Here is a 17422-nt window from a genome sequence, read left to right on the forward strand (position 1 = left end):
CACCGTGCTCAAGGCGACGCTCCGCAGCTTCCTCGCCCACAAGGGGCGGCTGCTGCTCTCCGCGCTGGCGATCGTCCTGTCCGTCGCGTTCGTCGCGGGCAGCCTGATCTTCTCCGACACGGTCACCCGCACCTTCGACCGGCTCTTCCACTCCACCTCCGCCGACGTGACCGTGGAGCCGAAGCAGGACCTCAGGTCCCAGGTGCCCACGGGGGCGGCCGAGACCGTGCCCGCCTCGCTCGTGGCCCGGGTGGCGAAGGTCGCCGGGGTGGCCTCGGCCCACGCGGACGTGAGCGTCCAGAACATCACCGTCGTCGACAGCAGGAACAAGTCGGTCGGCCCCACCACCGGGGCGCCCACCATCGCCTCCGACTGGTACCTCACCGACCGCAGCCCCGTGAAGCTGACCTCCGGCCACGCGCCGCAGGGCGGCGGCGAGGCGCTCCTGGACGCCGACACCGCCGACAAGAAGCACGTCAGGATCGGCGACACCCTGACCGTGCTCGCCCAACCGGGCACCTTCAAGGTCAGGATCGTCGGCATCGCGACCTTCACCACGACCAACCCGGGTGCCGCCCTCGTCTTCCTCGACCCGAAGACGGCGGCGACCCAGTTGCTCGGCTCGGCGGGCAAGGCCACCAGCATCCAGGCGAACGCGGCGAGAGGCGTGAGCGACGCCCAGCTGAAGAGCCGGATCGCCCCCGTGGTCGGCACCGGCACCTACGACGTGAAGACCGCCGACGAGCAGGCCAAGTCGGCCGCCTCGGACCTCGGCGGATTCCTGGACGTCATCAAGTACGTGATGCTCGGCTTCGCCGGGATCGCCGTGCTGGTCGGTGTCTTCCTGATCGTCAACACCTTCTCCATGCTCATCGCCCAGCGCACCCGTGAGCTGGGCCTGCTCCGGGCTCTCGGCGCCGACCGGCGGCAGGTGCGGCGGTCCGTGCTCACCGAGGCGGTCATGCTCGGACTCGTCGGCTCGACCCTGGGCCTGGCGGCGGGCATCGGACTGGCGGCCGGGCTGATCAAGCTGATGAGCGTGTTCGGGATGAACCTGAAGACCACGGAGATGGTCGTCGGATGGGGAACCCCCGTGGCGGCGTACGTCGTCGGCCTCGGTGTCACGTTCGTGGCGGCCTATCTGCCGGCCCGGCGGGCGGCGGGCGTCTCGCCGATGGCGGCGCTCGCGGACGCGGAGAGCGCCGACATCGGCAAGCCGCTGAGAGTGCGGGCGATCGTCGGTTCGGTCGTGGGAGTGCTCGGCGCGGCGGCCCTCGTCGGCTGCGCCACGGCGACGAGGACGGCCACGTCTGCCTCACTGCTGGGCCTCGGCGTGCTGCTGACGCTGATCGCGACCGTCATCGCCGGGCCGCTCCTGGTGCGGCCCGTGATCCGGGTCCTCGGCGGCGCCTTCCCGGCTCTCTTCGGCTCGATCGGCCGCATGAGCCAGCGCAACGCCCTGCGCAACCCCCGCCGCACGGGCGCCACCGCGGCCGCCCTGATGGTGGGTCTCGCCCTGGTCGGCGGGATGTCCGTGGCCAGCGCCTCCATGTCGAAGTCCTTCGACCAGCAGATCGACAAGACGCTCGGCGCCGACTTCATCGTCCAGAACACCAACTTCGTGCCGTTCTCGAAGGAAGTCACCGACAAGGTGCGCTCCACGCAGGGCGTCGGCCTCGTCGTACGACAGCGGTTCGCACCGGTGGCCGTACACCTCCCGGACGGCAGGCGCATCGAGACCACCGCCGCCGGCTACGACGACCGGGTCGACGACGTCGCCCACGTGACGTACGCGGCCGGGGACACGGCGGCGGCGCTCGCGGGCGGCAGCATGGGCATGGACGTCAAGTTCGCGAGGACGCACGACGTGAGGATCGGCAGCACGATCCCCGTCGAGTTCCCGGCCGGCAGGCGGACCGAGCTGAAGGTCGGCGCCCTCACCGACCAGGACCAGGCCGAGGGCTTCGGCATGCAGGGCGGGCTGTTCTTCGGGATCGCGACGGTCGAGAAGTACGTACCCGGCGGGCAGGACTCCGCGCTGTACGTCGACAAGGCCTCCGGCACGAGCGCCGAGCGGCTGCGCAAGGACCTGGAGCACACGCTCAAGCCGTATCCACAGGTCCAGGTACGCAACCAGGCCGACTACAAGAAGCTGGTGCACGACCAGATCGCCGTGCTGCTCTACCTCGTGTACGCGCTGCTGGGGCTGGCGATCATCATCGCGGTGCTGGGCGTGGTCAACACCCTCGCCCTGTCGGTGGTGGAGCGGACCCGGGAGATCGGCCTGCTGCGGGCCATCGGGCTCGCGCGGCGTCAGCTGCGCCGGATGATCCGGCTGGAGTCGGTGGTGATCGCGGTGTTCGGCGCGGTCCTCGGGCTGGCGCTCGGCCTGGTCTGGGGCGTGTGCACCCAGCAGGTGCTGGCCCTGCAGGGCATGAAGGCGTTGGCGATCCCCTGGACCACGATCGTCGCGGTGGTGATCGGCTCCGCGGTGGTGGGCATCGTGGCGGCGCTGCTGCCCGCGTTGCGTGCATCCCGCATGAATGTGCTGGCGGCCATCGCGCACGAGTGATGGAATCGCGGCAGAGGCTCAAGTCGCTTACTGCTGAGGAGAGTTCATGCCGCGTCCGTTCCGTTTCGGTGTCAACCTGCTCGACCCGGCTCCCGCTGGGGAGTGGCAGGCCAGGTGCCGCCGGGCCGAGGAGTTCGGCTACGACGTGATCCAGGTTCCCGACCACCTCGGCATGGTCGCGCCGTTCCCGGCGCTGGTCGCCGCGGCTGCGGTCACCGAACGGCCACGGCTGGGCACGGCCGTGCTCAACGCGGGTTTCTGGAACCCCACGCTGCTCGCCCGCGAGGTGGCCACGACGGACGCCCTGACCGGCGGCCGCCTCGAACTCGGGCTCGGCACCGGCTACGTACAGGCCGAACACGACAGGGCGGGGCTGCCGTTCGGCTCTCCACGGGCGCGCGTGGACCGTCTGGAGCGCACGATCGAGGAGCTGGACCGGCTGCTCGGCTCCGGCGAACTCCCCCATTCGCAACGGGTGCCGCTGCTGATCGGCGGCAACGGCGACCGCACGCTGAGGCTCACCGCCGAGCACGCGGACATCGCGGCGTTCACCGGTGCGCGCCTGGTGCCGGGCAGCAGTACGGGGCAGCTGCTGCCGGTCGGGGCCGGGGAACTCCAGGAGAGCGTGGCGCGCTATCGGCGACTGGCCGAGGGCCGCAAGGAACCGGCCGAACTGAACCTGCTCATCCAGCAGGTGACCGTGACCGACGATCGTGCCGCCGCGGTCCGGCCGCTGGTGGAGCGGGTGCCGGGAGCGACCGTGGAGGGGGCACTGGAGCTGCCGATCCTGCTGGTCGGCACCGTGGAGCAGATCGTCGCCCAGGTGCTGGCCCAGCGCGAGCGGTACGGCTTTACGTATCTGACGGTCCTGGAGCCGTACATGGAGGCCTTCGCGCCGGTCATCGCGGAGCTGGGCGGCCGCTGACACTCCGGTCCGTCCGGATGCTGGATCCGGGTCCGGGACGGGCGGGCGTGACGTTGTGAGCAGGCATCATGGCCAACGGGGCGACATCGACCGCGACCGGCTGGTCGCCTGACACGGTCACTTGGTCCACCCGCGAGGTCGCCCGCCACCGAACCTGGCACATCGATCGGGCCGATCTGCGGCAGGCCGGCATCCTCGGCCTGCTGCGTTCTCACTGGTCATCGATGCATCTTCCATGATCGGGAGTTACACCGAACGTCTTACAGTCCCTTCGACCCCGGCGATGAGACCACATGGCCGCAAACGACGTGAGACACCGCGCAGATCCCCAGCTCACAGTGTCGCCATACGTGAGCTGAAGCACAGCATGCCGCCCGGGGAGATCAAGCTGGTGCTGAGGTAGGCGCGCGCGGGAGTGTCCGGAACGGTCACCCCGTCGAACCGACCCAGCCAATCATCGATACAGGGGCCCCGCCCCAGGACGGCGCATTCCAGGGGTGGGCGTTCAATCCTGGAGGCGGAAGCGCGCGGTGAGTTGGTGCTGGTGCCGTGAGCTGGGCCCGACGCGTAGTTCGAACTCCCCGGGTTCGACGACTCGTTGGTTGCCGGCAGTGACGAGGGAACAGCGGGAGGCGGGGATGGCGATGCCGACGTCGACGCTCTCGCCCGGGAGGATCTCGGTCTGGACGAACGCCTTCAGCTCCTGCTCGGCCCAGGTGACACTGGTGGTGAGGTCGCTGACGTAGGCCTGGACGGTTTCCAGGGCGGGGCGGCTGCCGTTGTTCGTGAGGCGTACTGTCGCATGGATCGTGCCGTCGGCGGGAACGTCCTGGTCGCGCACGGTGAGGGCGGAGTAGGTGACGGTGGTGTAGCTGAGGCCCTCGCCGAAGGCGAACAGCGGGTCCTGGGTGAGGTCGGCGTATCGGGTGCCGTGCTGGCCGCGTACCTGGTTGTAGTAGACGGGTTGCTGGCCGACGTGGCGTGCGAAGGAGATCGGCAGGCGTCCGCTGGGCTCGATGAGTCCGAGAAGGAGTTCGGCGATGGCGCGGCCGCCGCGCATGCCCGGGTTGAACGCCTCGACGAGCGCTGCCGCGTTGAGCGCGGAGTCCGGGAGGGTGCTGGGCTTGGACTGGATCAGGACGACGATCATGGGTGTGCCGGTGGCGGCGATCGCGTCGAGCAGAGCGATCTGGCCACCCTGGAGGTCCAGTGTGGCCGTCGACTTCTCCTCACCGGTGAGGGCGAGGGTGTCGCCCACGACGACCACGGCGTAGTCGGCGGCCTCCGCGTCGGTGACGGCCTGGCGGAGTTGTGCCTCATCGGTCGGGGCGGGGCTGAAGATGGGCGGCCGCGGCAGGCCGTCGGGCCAGAAGCCCCGGGGGTCGGGGACGAGGACCTCGATGTCGGCTCCGCGCGTGTGCGTCACCGTCCAGTCGGCGGGGACTACGGCGCGCAGTCCGTCGAGCACGGTCTCCACCCGTTCGCGGGGGTGCCCGTCGGGCATCCAGTCGACCTGACCGGAGGCTCCCGCCCAGTCGCCGAGCACCGGCTGATCCTGCCGATGTCGGCCCCCGCGCTGGCCTCCTTCGCGATCTTCCAGTTCCTCTGGGTGTGGAACGACCTCCTGGTCGCCCTGGTCTTCGTGGGCCCCGGCGACAAGCAGCCGGTCACCATCGCCGTCAGCAACCTGCTGAACCAGCAGGGCACCGGCTGGGAACTCGTCACGGCCGCCGGCCTGTTCTCCGTCCTCGTCCCGCTCGCGGTCTTCCTGTTCCTGCAGCGGTACTTCGTCCGCGGCCTGACCAGCGGCGCCGTCAAGGGCTGACCCGAGCCACGAGGCTCTCACCGGCGACACCCCCCACCTGCACAACGAACAGTCAGGAACCCGGCACACCGTGAGCACAACACCCGACAGCTGGTGGCGTTCCGCCGTGATCTACCAGGTCTACATACGCAGCTTCGCCGACGCTGACGGCGACGGCACCGGGGACCTCGCCGGCCTCCGCTCCCGCCTGCCCTACCTGGCCGACCTCGGCATCGACGCGATCTGGATCACCCCCTGGTACCCCTCCCCGCTGGCCGACGGCGGCTACGACGTCGCCGACTACCGTGACATCCACCCGGCCTACGGCACCATCGACCAGGCCCGGCAGTCCATCGCCGAGGCCCACGCACTCGGCCTGCGCGTCATCCTGGACATCGTCCCCAACCACACCTCCGACCAGCACACCTGGTTCAAGGAGGCACTCGCCGCCGGCCCCGGCTCGCCCGAGCGCGACAGGTACGTCTTCCGCGACGGCAAGGGCGAAGACGGATCCGAGCCCCCCAACGACTGGCACGCGGCCTTCGGCGGACCCACCTGGACCCGCACCGCCGACGGCCAGTGGTACCTACACCTGTTCGCCCCCGAGCAGCCCGATCTGAACTGGGACAACCCCGAGGTCCGCGCCGAGTTCGAGTCGATCCTGCGCTTCTGGTTCGACCTCGGCGTCGACGGCTTCCGCATCGACGTCGCCCACGGCATGGCCAAGGACCCCGCACTCCCCGACCTCGGCCTGCCGGAGTTCTCCGTCATCGCCCACGAGGACCGGCCGAACCACCCGCACTGGGACCGCGACGGCGTCCACGACATCTTCCGCGGCTGGCGCGCCATCGCCGACAGCTACCCCGACCCCCGCGTCTTCGTCGCCGAGGCCCACGTCCGCCCCGGACGCCTGGCACGCTACCTCCGCCCGGACGAACTCCACACGGCCTTCAACTTCGACTTCCTCAAATGCCCCCTGCAGGCCGACGAGTTGCGCACGGTCATCGACCGCAGCATCACCGACCTCGCAGCCGTCGGCGCCCCCGCCACCTGGGTCCTGTCCAACCACGACGAGACCCGCCACGTCACCCGCTACGGCCGCGCCCACACCGGTGTGACCGCCCCGCTGCGCGACCACACCCAGCCCTGCGACCTGGACCTGGGCACCCGCCGCGCCCGCGCCGCGGCCCTGCTCATGCTGGCCCTGCCCGGCGGCGCCTACATCTACCAGGGCGAGGAACTCGGCCTCCCCGAAGTCGAGGACCTCCCCGACGACGTCCTCCAGGACCCCACCTGGGAACGCTCCGGCCACACGGCCCGCGGCCGCGACGGCTGCCGCGTCCCCCTGCCCTGGAGCGGCGACACCCCACCCTTCGGCTTCGGCCCACCCGGCTCCACCCCCTGGCTCCCCCAGCCCGAGAACTGGAAGTCGTACACCGCCGAAGCCAACCAGGCCGACCCCGCCTCCATGCTCCACCTCTACCGGGACGCCCTGCGCCTGCGCCGCACCGCCCCGGCCCTGAGCGGCGAGGACTTCCGCTGGCTCGACAGCCCCGACGGCACACTCCTCTTCGAACGCGGCCACGGACTGCTGTGCGCCGTCAACCTCTCCCACCGGCCCATGGCTCTCCCCGAAGCCCACGACCTGCTCCTCGCTTCCGGGCCCCTGGACCAGGACGGGCTGCTGCCCCCGGACACCACGGTCTGGCTGCGCACCGCCTGAATCCACCAGGGCCCGTCCGGTCTCCTCCCCGCCGACCGGACAGGCCCTGGTCCATCCCTGTAAAGCCAACAGGCCGCATCTGCGCGTGCACTCTCGACCAGTCCTTGCCTAGTCCGGCCTGATCCCGTTCACGGCGGTGCGGGATGACCAGGCCGGCACCGCGGTAACCGCCGTCAGCGATCACGGTTGTCCTGCAAACGGCGGCCTCCGCGCCGGACAGCTCCCGTGCCTTGCAGTCGTGCGGTTCCCTGGCAGGGGCCGGCCGACGGCGACGACTAGCCGGGGGCCGGTGTCAATAACGACCTGGTGGTTGGTGGAGTACCGGTAGTTCTTCGAACGCTCGGCGATGCCGTGGTCGCGGGTGGGAACCACGGTGCCGTCCACGAACAGCATGGCGTCTTCGCGGAACCGCTTGCGCTGGCGCAGAGCGAGGGTGGGCCCGAAGCGGCAGCGGTTCCGGCGTCGGCCATCGCAGCACAACGCCGGAACCGCTGACACCACACGCCGGGTGTTTTCTGGCACTTCTTCAACACGCGTCACGCGGACGACGGAACCGTCCAGCGCTGACCGGCACCACCCGTGCAGGTGGCGATGGTCAGCTGGGTCTTGTCGGCGGCACCGTTGCTCGCGTCGGTGAGACAGAGGCCGGAGGCCGGGTTGAGGATCTCGCCGGACGAGTTCGCCCGCCACTGCTCGGCCTGGGTGCCGTTGCAGGTGTGCAGTTGGACCTTCGTGCCGGAGGTGGTCGCGCCGCCCGCCACGTCCATGCAGTCGTCGAGCACCTGGAGGGTGCCGTCCGGGGCGACCTTCCAGGTCTGCGCGGTGGTGCCGTTGCAGGTGTAGATCTGAATGGCGGTGCCGTTCGAGGTGCCGGAGCCGGCGTCGTCGACACACTTGCCGGTGGTGGTCTCGGTGAGCGCGCCGCTGGGCTGCGCCACTCCGGTGCCCGGGGTGCCGTCGTAGGACGGCGGAGCAGCGGAACCGGCCGCGGCCCAGGAGGTGTTGGCGGACTTGGAGAGGGTGAAGTCCAGCTCTGCGGAGCCGCTCAGGTACGACGCAGGTACGTACGCCTTGTTCCAGGAGCCACCGTTGAGACTCAGCGACTGGACGTAGGGCGAACCGTCCGCCGCCGCAGGGGCGTTGACGGTGAGAGTGTGTCCGCCGGCCGTGACGACAGCCGAGGTGAACAGCGGGCTGCCGATGGCCAGGTCGGCGGTGCCCGGGATCTCCGGGTAGAGGCCGAGGGCGGACCACACGTACCAGGCGCTCATCTCGCCGAGGTCGTCGTTGCCGGGCAGCCCGCCCGCCGTGTTGGTCCACAGCTGGTCCTGGACCGCCCGCACGGTGGACTGCGTCTTGTACGGCTTCCCGACCCAGTCGTACTCCCAGGGCAGACCGATACTGGGCTCGTTGCCCATGTTGGACTGGGTGCCGATGACACTGCCCAGGCCCTGGTAGCCGCTGAGCACGCTGTCCAGGTACGACGCCATCGACGCGTTGCCGCCTTCCAGGGACGCCAGCCTGGCGAGGTTGAAGGGGATCATCGGCGTGTAGGTGAAGGCGTCGCCCTCGGCGAAGTCGTTGGACGAGGTGCCGGTGATCAGCTTGGCGTTGAAGCCGTCCATCCAGCGGCCGTTGGAGTGCCGGGGCTGGAGGTAGCCGGAGGACGAGTTGTAGATGTTCTCCCAGTCCTGGGCCCGGTCCTGGAACTTCTTCTGTGTGGCGGTGTCACCGAGCGCGCCCGCGAACGCCGAGAGCGCGAAGTCGTCGGTGTCGTATTCGAGTTGGGTGGATGTCGTGGCGTACTCGTGGCAGCAGCCGTAGGGCGAGTTGGTGGGCAGGTAGCCGAAGGAGTCCAGGTAGGTCACGCCGGGGGTGACGTCCGTGTCGGTCGTCTGTTCCCTGACCATGGCGGACAGGGCCGTCGCCGTGTCGAAGTTCCGCGCGCCGAAGGCGTGGTAGCCGGCGAGCAGCGGTACGGCGGAGTCGCCCACCATGATGTGCGTCTCGGCGGTCTCCATACCCCACTTGGTGAGCGTGCCGCCCTGCTGGTAGTCGTCGACGACCGACTGTGCCATGTCGGACGCGGCCGACGGGTCCAGCAGCGCGGTGAGTTGGGCCTGTGAGCGGTAGGTGTCCCAGGTGGAGAAGTCGGCGTACTTCGCCGAGTGACCGGTGCCCACCTTGTGCACCGCGCCGTCGAAGCCCCGGTAGGAGCCGTCCGCGTCGCTGATGACGGCGGGGAACAGCGAGGCGTGGTAGAGCGCGGTGTAGAAGACGTCCTGCTGGTCCGGGGTGCCGCCGGTGACGGCGATCTTCGACAGCTCGGCGCTCCACGCCGAAGACGCCGCCGACTTGACGGCCGCGAAGGTCTTCCCGGTCACCTCGGCGTCCCGGTTGGCCGCGGCCTCCGCCACCGAGGTGTAGGAGATGCCGACCCGGGCCTCCACCGTCCTGCTGCTCGTGGTGTCGAACGTCAGGTACTCGCCGCCGGTGAAGGTGCCGGTGGCGGTGAAGGGGTGGTCGAAGGTGATCGCGTAGTGGAGTGTGATCGGGGTGGTGTCCTCGCAGAAGCCGGTGCTGGTGATCGACCCGGTCACGGTGTCGCCGCCGGACAGGCCGAGCGTCGAAGAGGCGTACGGCGTCTGTGTGTCCTGCACCTTGAGGAGCAGGCTCGCCTGGGTGGAGGACGGGAAGGTGAACTGGCCGATGCCGGCATGCGTGCCGGTGGTCAGCGCGACGCTGGTGCTGTTGCCCAGGCTGACGGAGTAGGAGCCGGGCGAGGCCGTCTCGTCGGAGTGCGCGAAGGACTCGGTCGTCGAGGCGGGGTCCGAGCCGAGCGAACCGACCACGGGCAGGATCGGCAGGTCCCCGGCCGCGTCGCAGCCGACGCCCGAGACATGGGTGAGACTGAAGCCCGAGACGGCCGAGTCGGAGTAGTTGTATCCGCCGCCCTTGGGGCGTGACGAGGTGTCGGGCGACCACTGAAGCATGCCGTGCGGCACGTCGGCGCCCGGGAAGGTGTTCCCGGCACTGAAGTCACCGTTGCCGCCGGTGCCGATGTACGGGTTGACCAGCGACACGGGATCGGTCGCGGCCACGGCCCCCGCCGCGCCGGCCAGTTGGCCCGACACGGCGAGCGCGAGGGCCGCGGCACCCGTGGTGAGGATTCGCAGGAGCGCGCGCGGGCGCCGGGCGTCAGCCACGGAGCAGTACGTCGCTGAGGACGCCGTCGGCCGGGGCGGTGATCCAGTCCGAGGAGATGTACGAGGCCCCGTCGGCGGCGAGCAGGGCGACCCGGGCCTCGGCGTCGGCCAGTGACGGCGCGGAGGAGCTCAGCGCGGGCGAGACGTCGTAGGCGTCGGTGACGACCGTCAGGTAGTGGTTGGTGTGGTACCACTCGGTGTTGCCGTCGCCGACCCAGGCGCCCGCGTCCGCGTCGAACACCACGAACCAGGGGCGCAGCGTGGTGTCGCTGTAGCGGGTGCGCGGGTCGACGGCCTGGGCGCCGAGGACGCTCGGGAAGACCGCCGCCTGACTGATGTTCCCCGCGGCTGCCAGGTCCTTGAGGTGCTGGGCGTAGACCACGTCCGACCACGAGGAGGCGGGGCTGACGGCCTGCTCGAAGGTGCCGGGGATGATCTCCACGATCGCCCGGCCGGCGAGCGAGCCGTAGCCCGCCCAGTTGTTCGCCTTCGCTGCGGTGTCGAGATCCGCGTACTGCGAGCCGTCGCTCTTGGTGAGCAGGTCGGCGGGCGTGTAGAGGACGCTGCCGAGGTGCGTCTTGACGTAGCTGTCGAAGGTGGTCGGCGTCATGCCGAGGGTGCTGTAGAACCCGTTCTTCATCTCGATCTTGACCATGACCGGGTGGCTCGTGGGGTGAGCCTGGAGCCAGATCCGGATGTCGTCGAGGCAGCTGTCGAGGTTCTGGTTGCGGTCGCCGGTGTGGAGGTCGGCGGCCGTGCTCGCCTGCACGCAGTTGTTGTCACTGCCCAGGGGGTTGCTGTGGCTCACGTCCCACTTGCCGTTGAACACGTTGTGCCAGGTGTCGAGTTCGACCAGGGAGGTGCCGGTGTCCAGGGCGTCGGCCAGGTAGGTGTAAGGGGACTTGTCGTTGTACGTGTTGTGGATGCCCGTGCCGGAGACCCCGGCCAGCGTCTGCCCGCCGACGTCGCCGGCGTGCGCGGCGGGCATCGCCACCGCACCGAGCAGCACGGCCGAAGCCGTCAGAAGTGCAGCCTGGATCCTTCGGCGGATCATGAGCATGTCAGATCCCTCTCATGGTGCTCGGTGGACGTGCAGAGCTTAGAGGTGACGGATGGACATCCGCTACGCCCGGGTAACAAGTTGCCGTCGTCACCCTGAACCCCACGCACTGAAGCGGCAGTTGAAAGGACGGGCGGCGGTTGAAAGGGCTTGCGATTGGCCGGTTTCGGAGGTCCGGAGTGAAGGTTGATGAGCGCGCGTCCGGATGTCGCTCGCTTTCGTCGGCGTGGCCGCGCCGGCGCCGCTGTTCGTTCCCGCGCGTCCGCCCGAGCGGCGTCGGCTCACTGACCGTCAGCACGCCGGGCCGGGACGGCGCCAAGGTCGCGACGACGGTCACCGTCCTCGCCATACCTTCCGGCGAGAAGTACAGCGTCACGTCCGGCAAGCGGATCAGCCTGCCGTCGGGGCGCTGCCTCGCGATGACCGACAGTACGAGAGCGCCGCCACCGGCCTGGGCACCGACACCATCGGCGCACGGGTCGTGAACGTGTCGGGCAGAACATCGGTGACGCTCTACGCCCGCAGGGGCAAACCGGTGAAGGTGTCCCTCGATTCAGTTCGGGTTCCTGGCGCAGCGCGGGGAACGACAGCTACGTCACGGTGAAGAACACCACCGGGATCCCGGCCGCTCCGGGCGCGAGCAGGCCCGACCAGCTCTGGGTGGCGGACATGGCATACGTGCGCACCGGGCCGGGCTGGGACCCTGCGCCTGCTGACAACCTCGTCCGTAACGGCCAGACGGCCCATGAGCTCGGTCCCGGTGCAGGCCGGGACCGGGCTTCCTGGTGGCTTCGGACCTGTCCGACGACGCGACGGCAAGCAGTGGCGACAGGCTCGCCGCGCACCCACGCGAAGGCAACAGCGGGCTTGGGAAAACCGGGTGTGACCAGCGGCCTGCCGATGCTGAACTGGTAGGCATGTCCACAAGCAATCCGCCCCAGCCGCACCGCTGGGACCTGCTGCGCCCTGACCAGCTCGGCACACTGCTGGATGGCGTTGAACAGCCGGACCTCTGGTACCTGGACGAGCTGACGGTGTGTGCGGCGAAGGTCGTCGCCCGCTCCGGTGGGGCGGACCTGCGGTTTGTCGGACGGTCGGCGGACAGTGTCTTCGACCTGCTCGGTGGTGCGCTCGCGGAGACCTCCTGGTCCGGGCGGCTCGGTCGCCTGCCGCTGTCGTGCGCCGGTGGCACAGCGGAGCTGTCGCGGCGTGACGTGGGCCGGATGCGCGAGCACCTCGCGGCTGCGGGGATGGCCCCGTGCGACCTGGCGCGACGGCGGCGCCCACTGGCCCTGGTCGACCTGGTCTGGGCCGGACGTACATTCACCACCCTGCACACGGTCCTACGCGACTGGGTCGAGGAGTCCAGGGAGCCCTGGCCGGTCATTCGGAGAAGGCTTCGCTATCTGGGCATCACCGCGCGCACCAGGACGAGCCCCAAGACCTGGCGCTGGCGGCAGCACCACCCTTGGACCACGGATCTGCCGACGAGGGCGGTACAGAACGTCTCCCTCGACCAGAGTGTGTGGCACCTGCTGGGAGACCACGAGCCGAAGACCGCACCCTCCTTCCCGCCCCAGCGCTGGCACGACGACTCGGTGAGCGTGCCCGTCCGAGGGGACGGTCCCACGCGCGCCCTCGCCACCGCCCTCGCTCTGGTCGAGGCGGGGCGGACACGAACGGTGCGGCGGCGTCTCGTTCGGACCTTCCGCCCGGAGCCCGCCTTCGCCGAGCCCTGGCTGCGCAGCCTCTGCCACGAACTCAGGTCGAGGTGACCTTATTTGTGCTCGTCGGGACGGCTCGTGGCTTGTACGACCCCGGAAGCAACTCCGTCCCTCTCTCGGTTCCCCGGCACGGAAACCCGTTCGCCAGACAGGCCGGCGCTCTGCTTGGCTCACCCCATGAGCGATCTTCACATCCGCTGCGCCACCCTCTCGGACATCGATACCGTGCTGCAGTTCTGGCGCGACGCCGCGGAAGGAACGAGCATCAGTGACGATCAGGACGGAGTGGCCCGACTCATCACACGAGACCCCGAAGCCCTGCTCCTCGCAGAGCGCGACAGCGTCCTCACCGGAACCGTCATAGCCGGCTTCGACGGATGGCGATGCTCCGCCTACCGACTCGCCGTACACCCGGACCACCGTCGGCAAGGCATCGCCACCGCCCTGCTGGAAGCAGCTGAACAACGCTTCGCCACCCTGGGCGGACGACGCGTCGATGCCATGGTCCTGGAAGCCAACGAGCAGGCCCACCACACCTGGGCCGCGGCTGGCTACCATCGCGAGGACCACTGGCGACGCTGGGTCAAGCCGCTGTAGGCGATCTTGTGAGCAGCAAGCATTCGACGGCTGGCGCTGCCATCTGTACCGGCAGGCTGCCGGTGGGCCCGGACCGCCGCCGCCAGGGCATCGGCTCGGCCCTGCCGGCCGCGGCCGAGGAACGGTTCGTGCGGCTCGGGGGACGGCGCGGGGACACGGTGGTGCTCGTGCGCAACGAGACCGGGCAGCATGCCTGGCGGCCGGCCGGGTACACGCCTGAGGAGCACCGGCGGCGCTGGGCGAAGCACCTCACACCCTGACCACCTTTGCCGGTCCTTTACTATTGGAGGACAGTATCCGGGTCCCTTCCGGCCCTCCGATGAAAGGTGTGAGCGTCCGCCCATGGGCGAGCCTCCCAGTAGTGCGCGCAGCACACGACATCGCGCGTTCCTCCCGCCCCTGTCCGACGATGGGACGGAGGTGACCCGATGACCGAAGTGCTCCTCCTGCTGGTGGCGATCCTGCTGTCGCTCGCCTGCGGCGCCTTCGTCGCGGCCGAGTTCTCGCTGACCACCGTCGAGCGGGCCGACCTCGAGCGGGCCGTGGAGCGCGGCGAGCGGGGTGCGGCCGGCGCCCTCAAGGCCGTACGGAGCCTGACGTTCCAGCTCTCCGGCGCGCAACTCGGCATCACCGTCACCAACCTGGTCGTCGGCATGCTCTCCGAACCGTCGATCGCCAAGCTGATCGCGGGCCCGCTGGAGGCGCTCGGCATCCCGGACTCCACGGCGAGCTCACTCGCCCTGGTACTCGGTACCGCCCTGTCGACCGTGTTCCTGATGGTCGTCGGCGAGCTGGTGCCCAAGAACTGGGCGATCTCCTCACCGCTGGCCGTGGCCAAGCGGGTGGGCAACGCGCAGCGCCTGTTCAGCTCGGCCTTCCGTCCTTTCATCAGCCACCTCAACAACACGGCGAACCACGCGGTACGCCGTTTCGGTCTGGAGCCCACCGAGGAGCTGGCCTCGGCGCGCGGCCCCAAGGAGCTGGCCGCGCTGGCCCGGCACTCCGCCAAGGAGGGCGCCCTGGAGGCGGACACCGCGGAGCTGTTCGTGCGGACCCTGAACCTCGCCGACCTGACCGCGGAGAACGTGATGACGCCCCGCGTCCAGGTCATCGCCCTCGAAGTCCAGGCGACCTGCGAGGACGTGGCGAACGCGACCCGGGCGACCGGGCTCTCCCGCTTCCCGGTCTACCGCGGCAGCCTCGACTCGGTCGTGGGCACCGCGCACATCAAGGACGTCCTCGCGATACCGGCCGACCGGCGCCGACACACCCACGTCTCCGAACTGATGCGTGAACCGCTCCTCGTCCCCGAGACGCTGACCGTCGACCGGCTGCTCGACCGGCTGTCCGGCAAACGCACCATGGCCGTCGTCATCGACGAGTACGGCGGCACGGCAGGCGTGGCTACGCTGGAGGACATCGTCGAGGAGGTCGTCGGCGAGGTACGGGACGAGCACGACCCGCACGAGACGCCCGACCTGGCCCCGGCGGGCAGCGACGACGCGGGCCGCACGCTGTACTCGGCCGACGGCTCGGCCCGGGTGGACCAGCTCGTGCGCGTCGGGCTCAGGGCGCCGGAGGGGCCGTACGAGACGCTGGCCGGCCTCGTCGCGGCGGAACTCGGCCACATCCCGGCCGTGGGCGACTCCGTCGAGGTCGGCGGCTGGCGGCTCGACGTGGTGGACGCCGCTGGGCGCAGGGCCGCGCGGGTGCTGATGCACGCGCCGTCCGAGGACGGGACGACGGACCGGGAGGGCACGAAGTGACCGCCGTACAGCTGCTGATCGGCCTGGCGACCCTCGTCGTCAACGCCTTCTTCGTCGGCGCCGAGTTCGCGCTGATCTCCGTACGGCGTTCACAGATCGAGCAGTATGTGGAGGGAGACGCGGAGGGCGACCGGCGGGCGAAGAGCGTGCTGTGGGGCCTGGAGCACGTGTCCGCGCTGATGGCGGCCGCGCAGCTCGGCATCACCCTGTGCACCCTGGTCCTGGGCGTGGTCGCGGAGCCGGCCATCGCCCATCTGCTGGAGCCGGTGTTCCACGCCGTGGGCGTCCCGGAGTCCGCGGGCCATGCGGTGTCCTTCGTGATCGCCCTGACCTTGGCGACGTATCTGCACATGCTGCTCGGCGAGATGGTGCCGAAGAACATCGCGCTCGCGGAGCCGGTGCGCAGCGCGCTGCTGCTCGGGCCGCCGCTGGTCGCCCTGGCGCGGGCGCTGCGCCCGGTGATCTTCGCGATCAACGCCTTCGCGAACACCCTTCTGAAGCTGCTGCGCGTGGAGACCAAGGGCGAGGTCGCGGCCACCTTCTCGGACGCCGAGCTCGCCCGGATCGTGCGGGACTCGGGCGAGGCGGGACTGATCGACGACCGCGCGCTGGAGCGGCTGCACGACGCTCTGGAACTGGGCCGTCGTCCCGTGCGCGACGTGGTGCTCCCGCTGGAAGGCGTCGTCCACGCGCGCGTGGGCGTCACGCCGGAGGAGCTGGAGCGGCTGTCGGCCCAGTCGGGCTTCTCCCGCTTCCCGGTGGTGGACGAGGGTCGCCGCATCGTCGGCTATCTGCACGTCAAGGACGCGCTGGACGCCCCCGGCCGGAACGTGCCGTTCCGCGTCCGGGACATGCGGCCCATCGCGCGGGTACGGGAGGGCACACCGCTGGACGACGTGCTCACGGCGATGAGGGGCAGCCGTACCCACCTGGCGGCGGTGCTCGGCGGCGACGGCCGGCTGGCCGGGCTGGTGACCATGGAGGACGTGCTGCAGGAGCTGTTCGGGCAGCGGGCCTGAACCGTCCGGCGGGAGAGCCGGGCCGACCGACCGACGGGTATGCATCCGGGATACCATCTCTTCCGCCATGCAGAAGAACCCCATACACACCAGCCTGGTCGCGCTCGGCGACTCCTTCACCGAGGGCATGTCGGACCTGCTTCCGGACGGCTCCTACCGGGGCTGGGCCGACCTCCTCGCCGGCCGGATGGCGGCCGTCACGCCCGGCTTCCGGTATGCCAACCTCGCCGTCCGCGGCAAACTGATCAAGCAGATCGTCGACGAGCAGGTCGACGTGGCGGCCGCCATGCGGCCCGACGTGATCACGCTGGTGGGCGGCCTCAACGACACGCTGCGGCCCAAATGCGACATGGGGAGGGTACGGGGCCTGCTCACCGAGGCCGTGGAGCGGCTGGCCCCGGCCTGCGAGCAACTGGTGCTGATGCGCAGCCCGGGCCGCCAGGGACCGGTCCTGGAGCGCTTCCGGCCCCGCATGGAGGAACTCTTCGCCACCGTCGACGAGCTCGCCGAACGGCACGGCGCGGTGGTCGTCGACCTGTACGGGGCTCCGTCGCTCGCCGACCCGCGGATGTGGGACGTCGACCGGCTGCACCTGACGGCGGAGGGGCACCGCAGGGTCGCCGAGGCCGTCTGGCAGACGCTTGGCTACGACCCCGAGGACGCGGAGTGGCGCACACCGCTGGCGATGACGCCGCCCCCGGGGTGGGCCAGCCGTCGGGTGGCGGACGTCCGCTTCGCCCGGCAGCACCTGCTGCCGTGGATCGGCCGCCGCCTGACGGGCCGCTCCTCCGGGGACGGCCGAACAGGCGCCCACTTCAGCGCTGAGCTGGGCAAAGCCTTCTGGGTCACCCCTGCGGACCACACAGACCCCGGCCCTGTGACGGACTGGCGACGGGTGGGGCCCTAGGGCCTGTTGCGAAAGTGCTGGTCACAGCCACTCGTTAATGGCTGCGACCAGCACGGTCGCTTCGAAGCGGACGGCGAGTTTGTCGTAACGAGTGGCGACGGCCCGGTGGCGCTTGAGAC

At 70.2% G+C, this 17422-nt stretch carries 10 protein-coding genes and 5 pseudogenes; 10 read left to right on the forward strand and 5 right to left on the reverse strand.

All coding sequences use genetic code 11. From position 1 onward, the window contains the following. The first annotated feature begins 4 nt into the window (after window positions 1–4). Complete coding sequence (locus tag LJ657_RS35330) at window positions 5–2572, forward strand: ABC transporter permease (RefSeq protein ID WP_232652995.1); 2568 nt, start codon at window positions 5–7, stop codon at window positions 2570–2572. Between the two features lie 46 nt (window positions 2573–2618). Further along, on the forward strand, window positions 2619–3497 hold the full coding sequence (locus LJ657_RS35335) for an LLM class F420-dependent oxidoreductase (protein WP_232652996.1): 879 nt from the start codon (window positions 2619–2621) through the stop codon (window positions 3495–3497). Between the two features lie 505 nt (window positions 3498–4002). Here LJ657_RS35335 and LJ657_RS35340 read toward each other — a convergent pair. Further along, window positions 4003–5049, reverse strand: a pseudogene (locus LJ657_RS35340) (glycoside hydrolase family 3 C-terminal domain-containing protein); the annotation flags it as partial. Here LJ657_RS35340 and LJ657_RS35345 point away from each other — a divergent pair. Then, window positions 5047–5322, forward strand: a pseudogene (locus LJ657_RS35345) (ABC transporter permease subunit); the annotation flags it as partial. The pseudogenes LJ657_RS35340 and LJ657_RS35345 overlap by 3 nt on opposite strands. A 70-nt stretch (window positions 5323–5392) precedes the next feature. Beyond that, complete coding sequence (locus LJ657_RS35350; RefSeq protein ID WP_232652998.1) at window positions 5393–7024, forward strand: glycoside hydrolase family 13 protein; 1632 nt, start codon at window positions 5393–5395, stop codon at window positions 7022–7024. Window positions 7025–7109: 85 nt separating this feature from the next. Here the strand turns inward: LJ657_RS35350 and LJ657_RS35355 are convergent. The 3 genes and pseudogenes from LJ657_RS35355 to LJ657_RS35365 all read right to left on the reverse strand — a co-directional run. Then, window positions 7110–7465, reverse strand: a pseudogene (locus LJ657_RS35355) (transposase); the annotation flags it as partial. Between the two features lie 95 nt (window positions 7466–7560). After that, window positions 7561–10230 carry a lectin gene (locus tag LJ657_RS35360; RefSeq protein WP_232652999.1) on the reverse strand — a complete coding sequence of 890 codons (2670 nt, stop codon included), beginning with the start codon at window positions 10228–10230 and terminating at the stop codon, window positions 7561–7563. Further along, window positions 10223–11284 (reverse strand): PI-PLC domain-containing protein, encoded by a 1062-nt coding sequence (locus LJ657_RS35365; protein ID WP_232653000.1) that lies wholly within the window; start codon window positions 11282–11284, stop codon window positions 10223–10225. The genes LJ657_RS35360 and LJ657_RS35365 overlap by 8 nt, the downstream gene beginning before the upstream one ends. Window positions 11285–12207: 923 nt before the next feature. Here LJ657_RS35365 and LJ657_RS35370 point away from each other — a divergent pair. The 6 genes and pseudogenes from LJ657_RS35370 to LJ657_RS35395 all read left to right on the forward strand — a co-directional run bounded on the left by LJ657_RS35370 (window position 12208) and on the right by LJ657_RS35395 (window position 17303). Further along, complete coding sequence (locus LJ657_RS35370; protein ID WP_232653001.1) at window positions 12208–13065, forward strand: hypothetical protein; 858 nt, start codon at window positions 12208–12210, stop codon at window positions 13063–13065. Window positions 13066–13191: 126 nt separating this feature from the next. Further along, window positions 13192–13611 carry a GNAT family N-acetyltransferase gene (locus tag LJ657_RS35375; protein WP_232653002.1) on the forward strand — a complete coding sequence of 140 codons (420 nt, stop codon included), beginning with the start codon at window positions 13192–13194 and terminating at the stop codon, window positions 13609–13611. Window positions 13612–13633: 22 nt separating this feature from the next. After that, a pseudogene (locus LJ657_RS35380) lies at window positions 13634–13871 on the forward strand (N-acetyltransferase); the annotation flags it as partial. Between the two features lie 168 nt (window positions 13872–14039). Further along, window positions 14040–15377, forward strand: coding sequence for a hemolysin family protein (locus LJ657_RS35385; protein WP_232653003.1), 1338 nt, complete (start codon window positions 14040–14042; stop codon window positions 15375–15377). After that, on the forward strand, window positions 15374–16396 hold the full coding sequence (locus LJ657_RS35390; protein WP_232653004.1) for a hemolysin family protein: 1023 nt from the start codon (window positions 15374–15376) through the stop codon (window positions 16394–16396). The genes LJ657_RS35385 and LJ657_RS35390 overlap by 4 nt, the downstream gene beginning before the upstream one ends. 67 nt (window positions 16397–16463) lie before the next feature. Then, the gene (locus tag LJ657_RS35395; RefSeq protein ID WP_232653005.1) at window positions 16464–17303 is read left to right on the forward strand and encodes an SGNH/GDSL hydrolase family protein; all 840 of its coding nucleotides are present in this window, start codon (window positions 16464–16466) and stop codon (window positions 17301–17303) included. A 21-nt stretch (window positions 17304–17324) separates the two neighbouring features. Here LJ657_RS35395 and LJ657_RS49405 read toward each other — a convergent pair. Next, window positions 17325–17422 (reverse strand): annotated as a pseudogene (locus LJ657_RS49405) (IS5 family transposase); the annotation flags it as partial.

The sequence above is a fragment of the Streptomyces guryensis genome (assembly GCF_021261325.1).
GTDB classification, from domain to species: domain Bacteria; phylum Actinomycetota; class Actinomycetes; order Streptomycetales; family Streptomycetaceae; genus Streptomyces; species Streptomyces guryensis.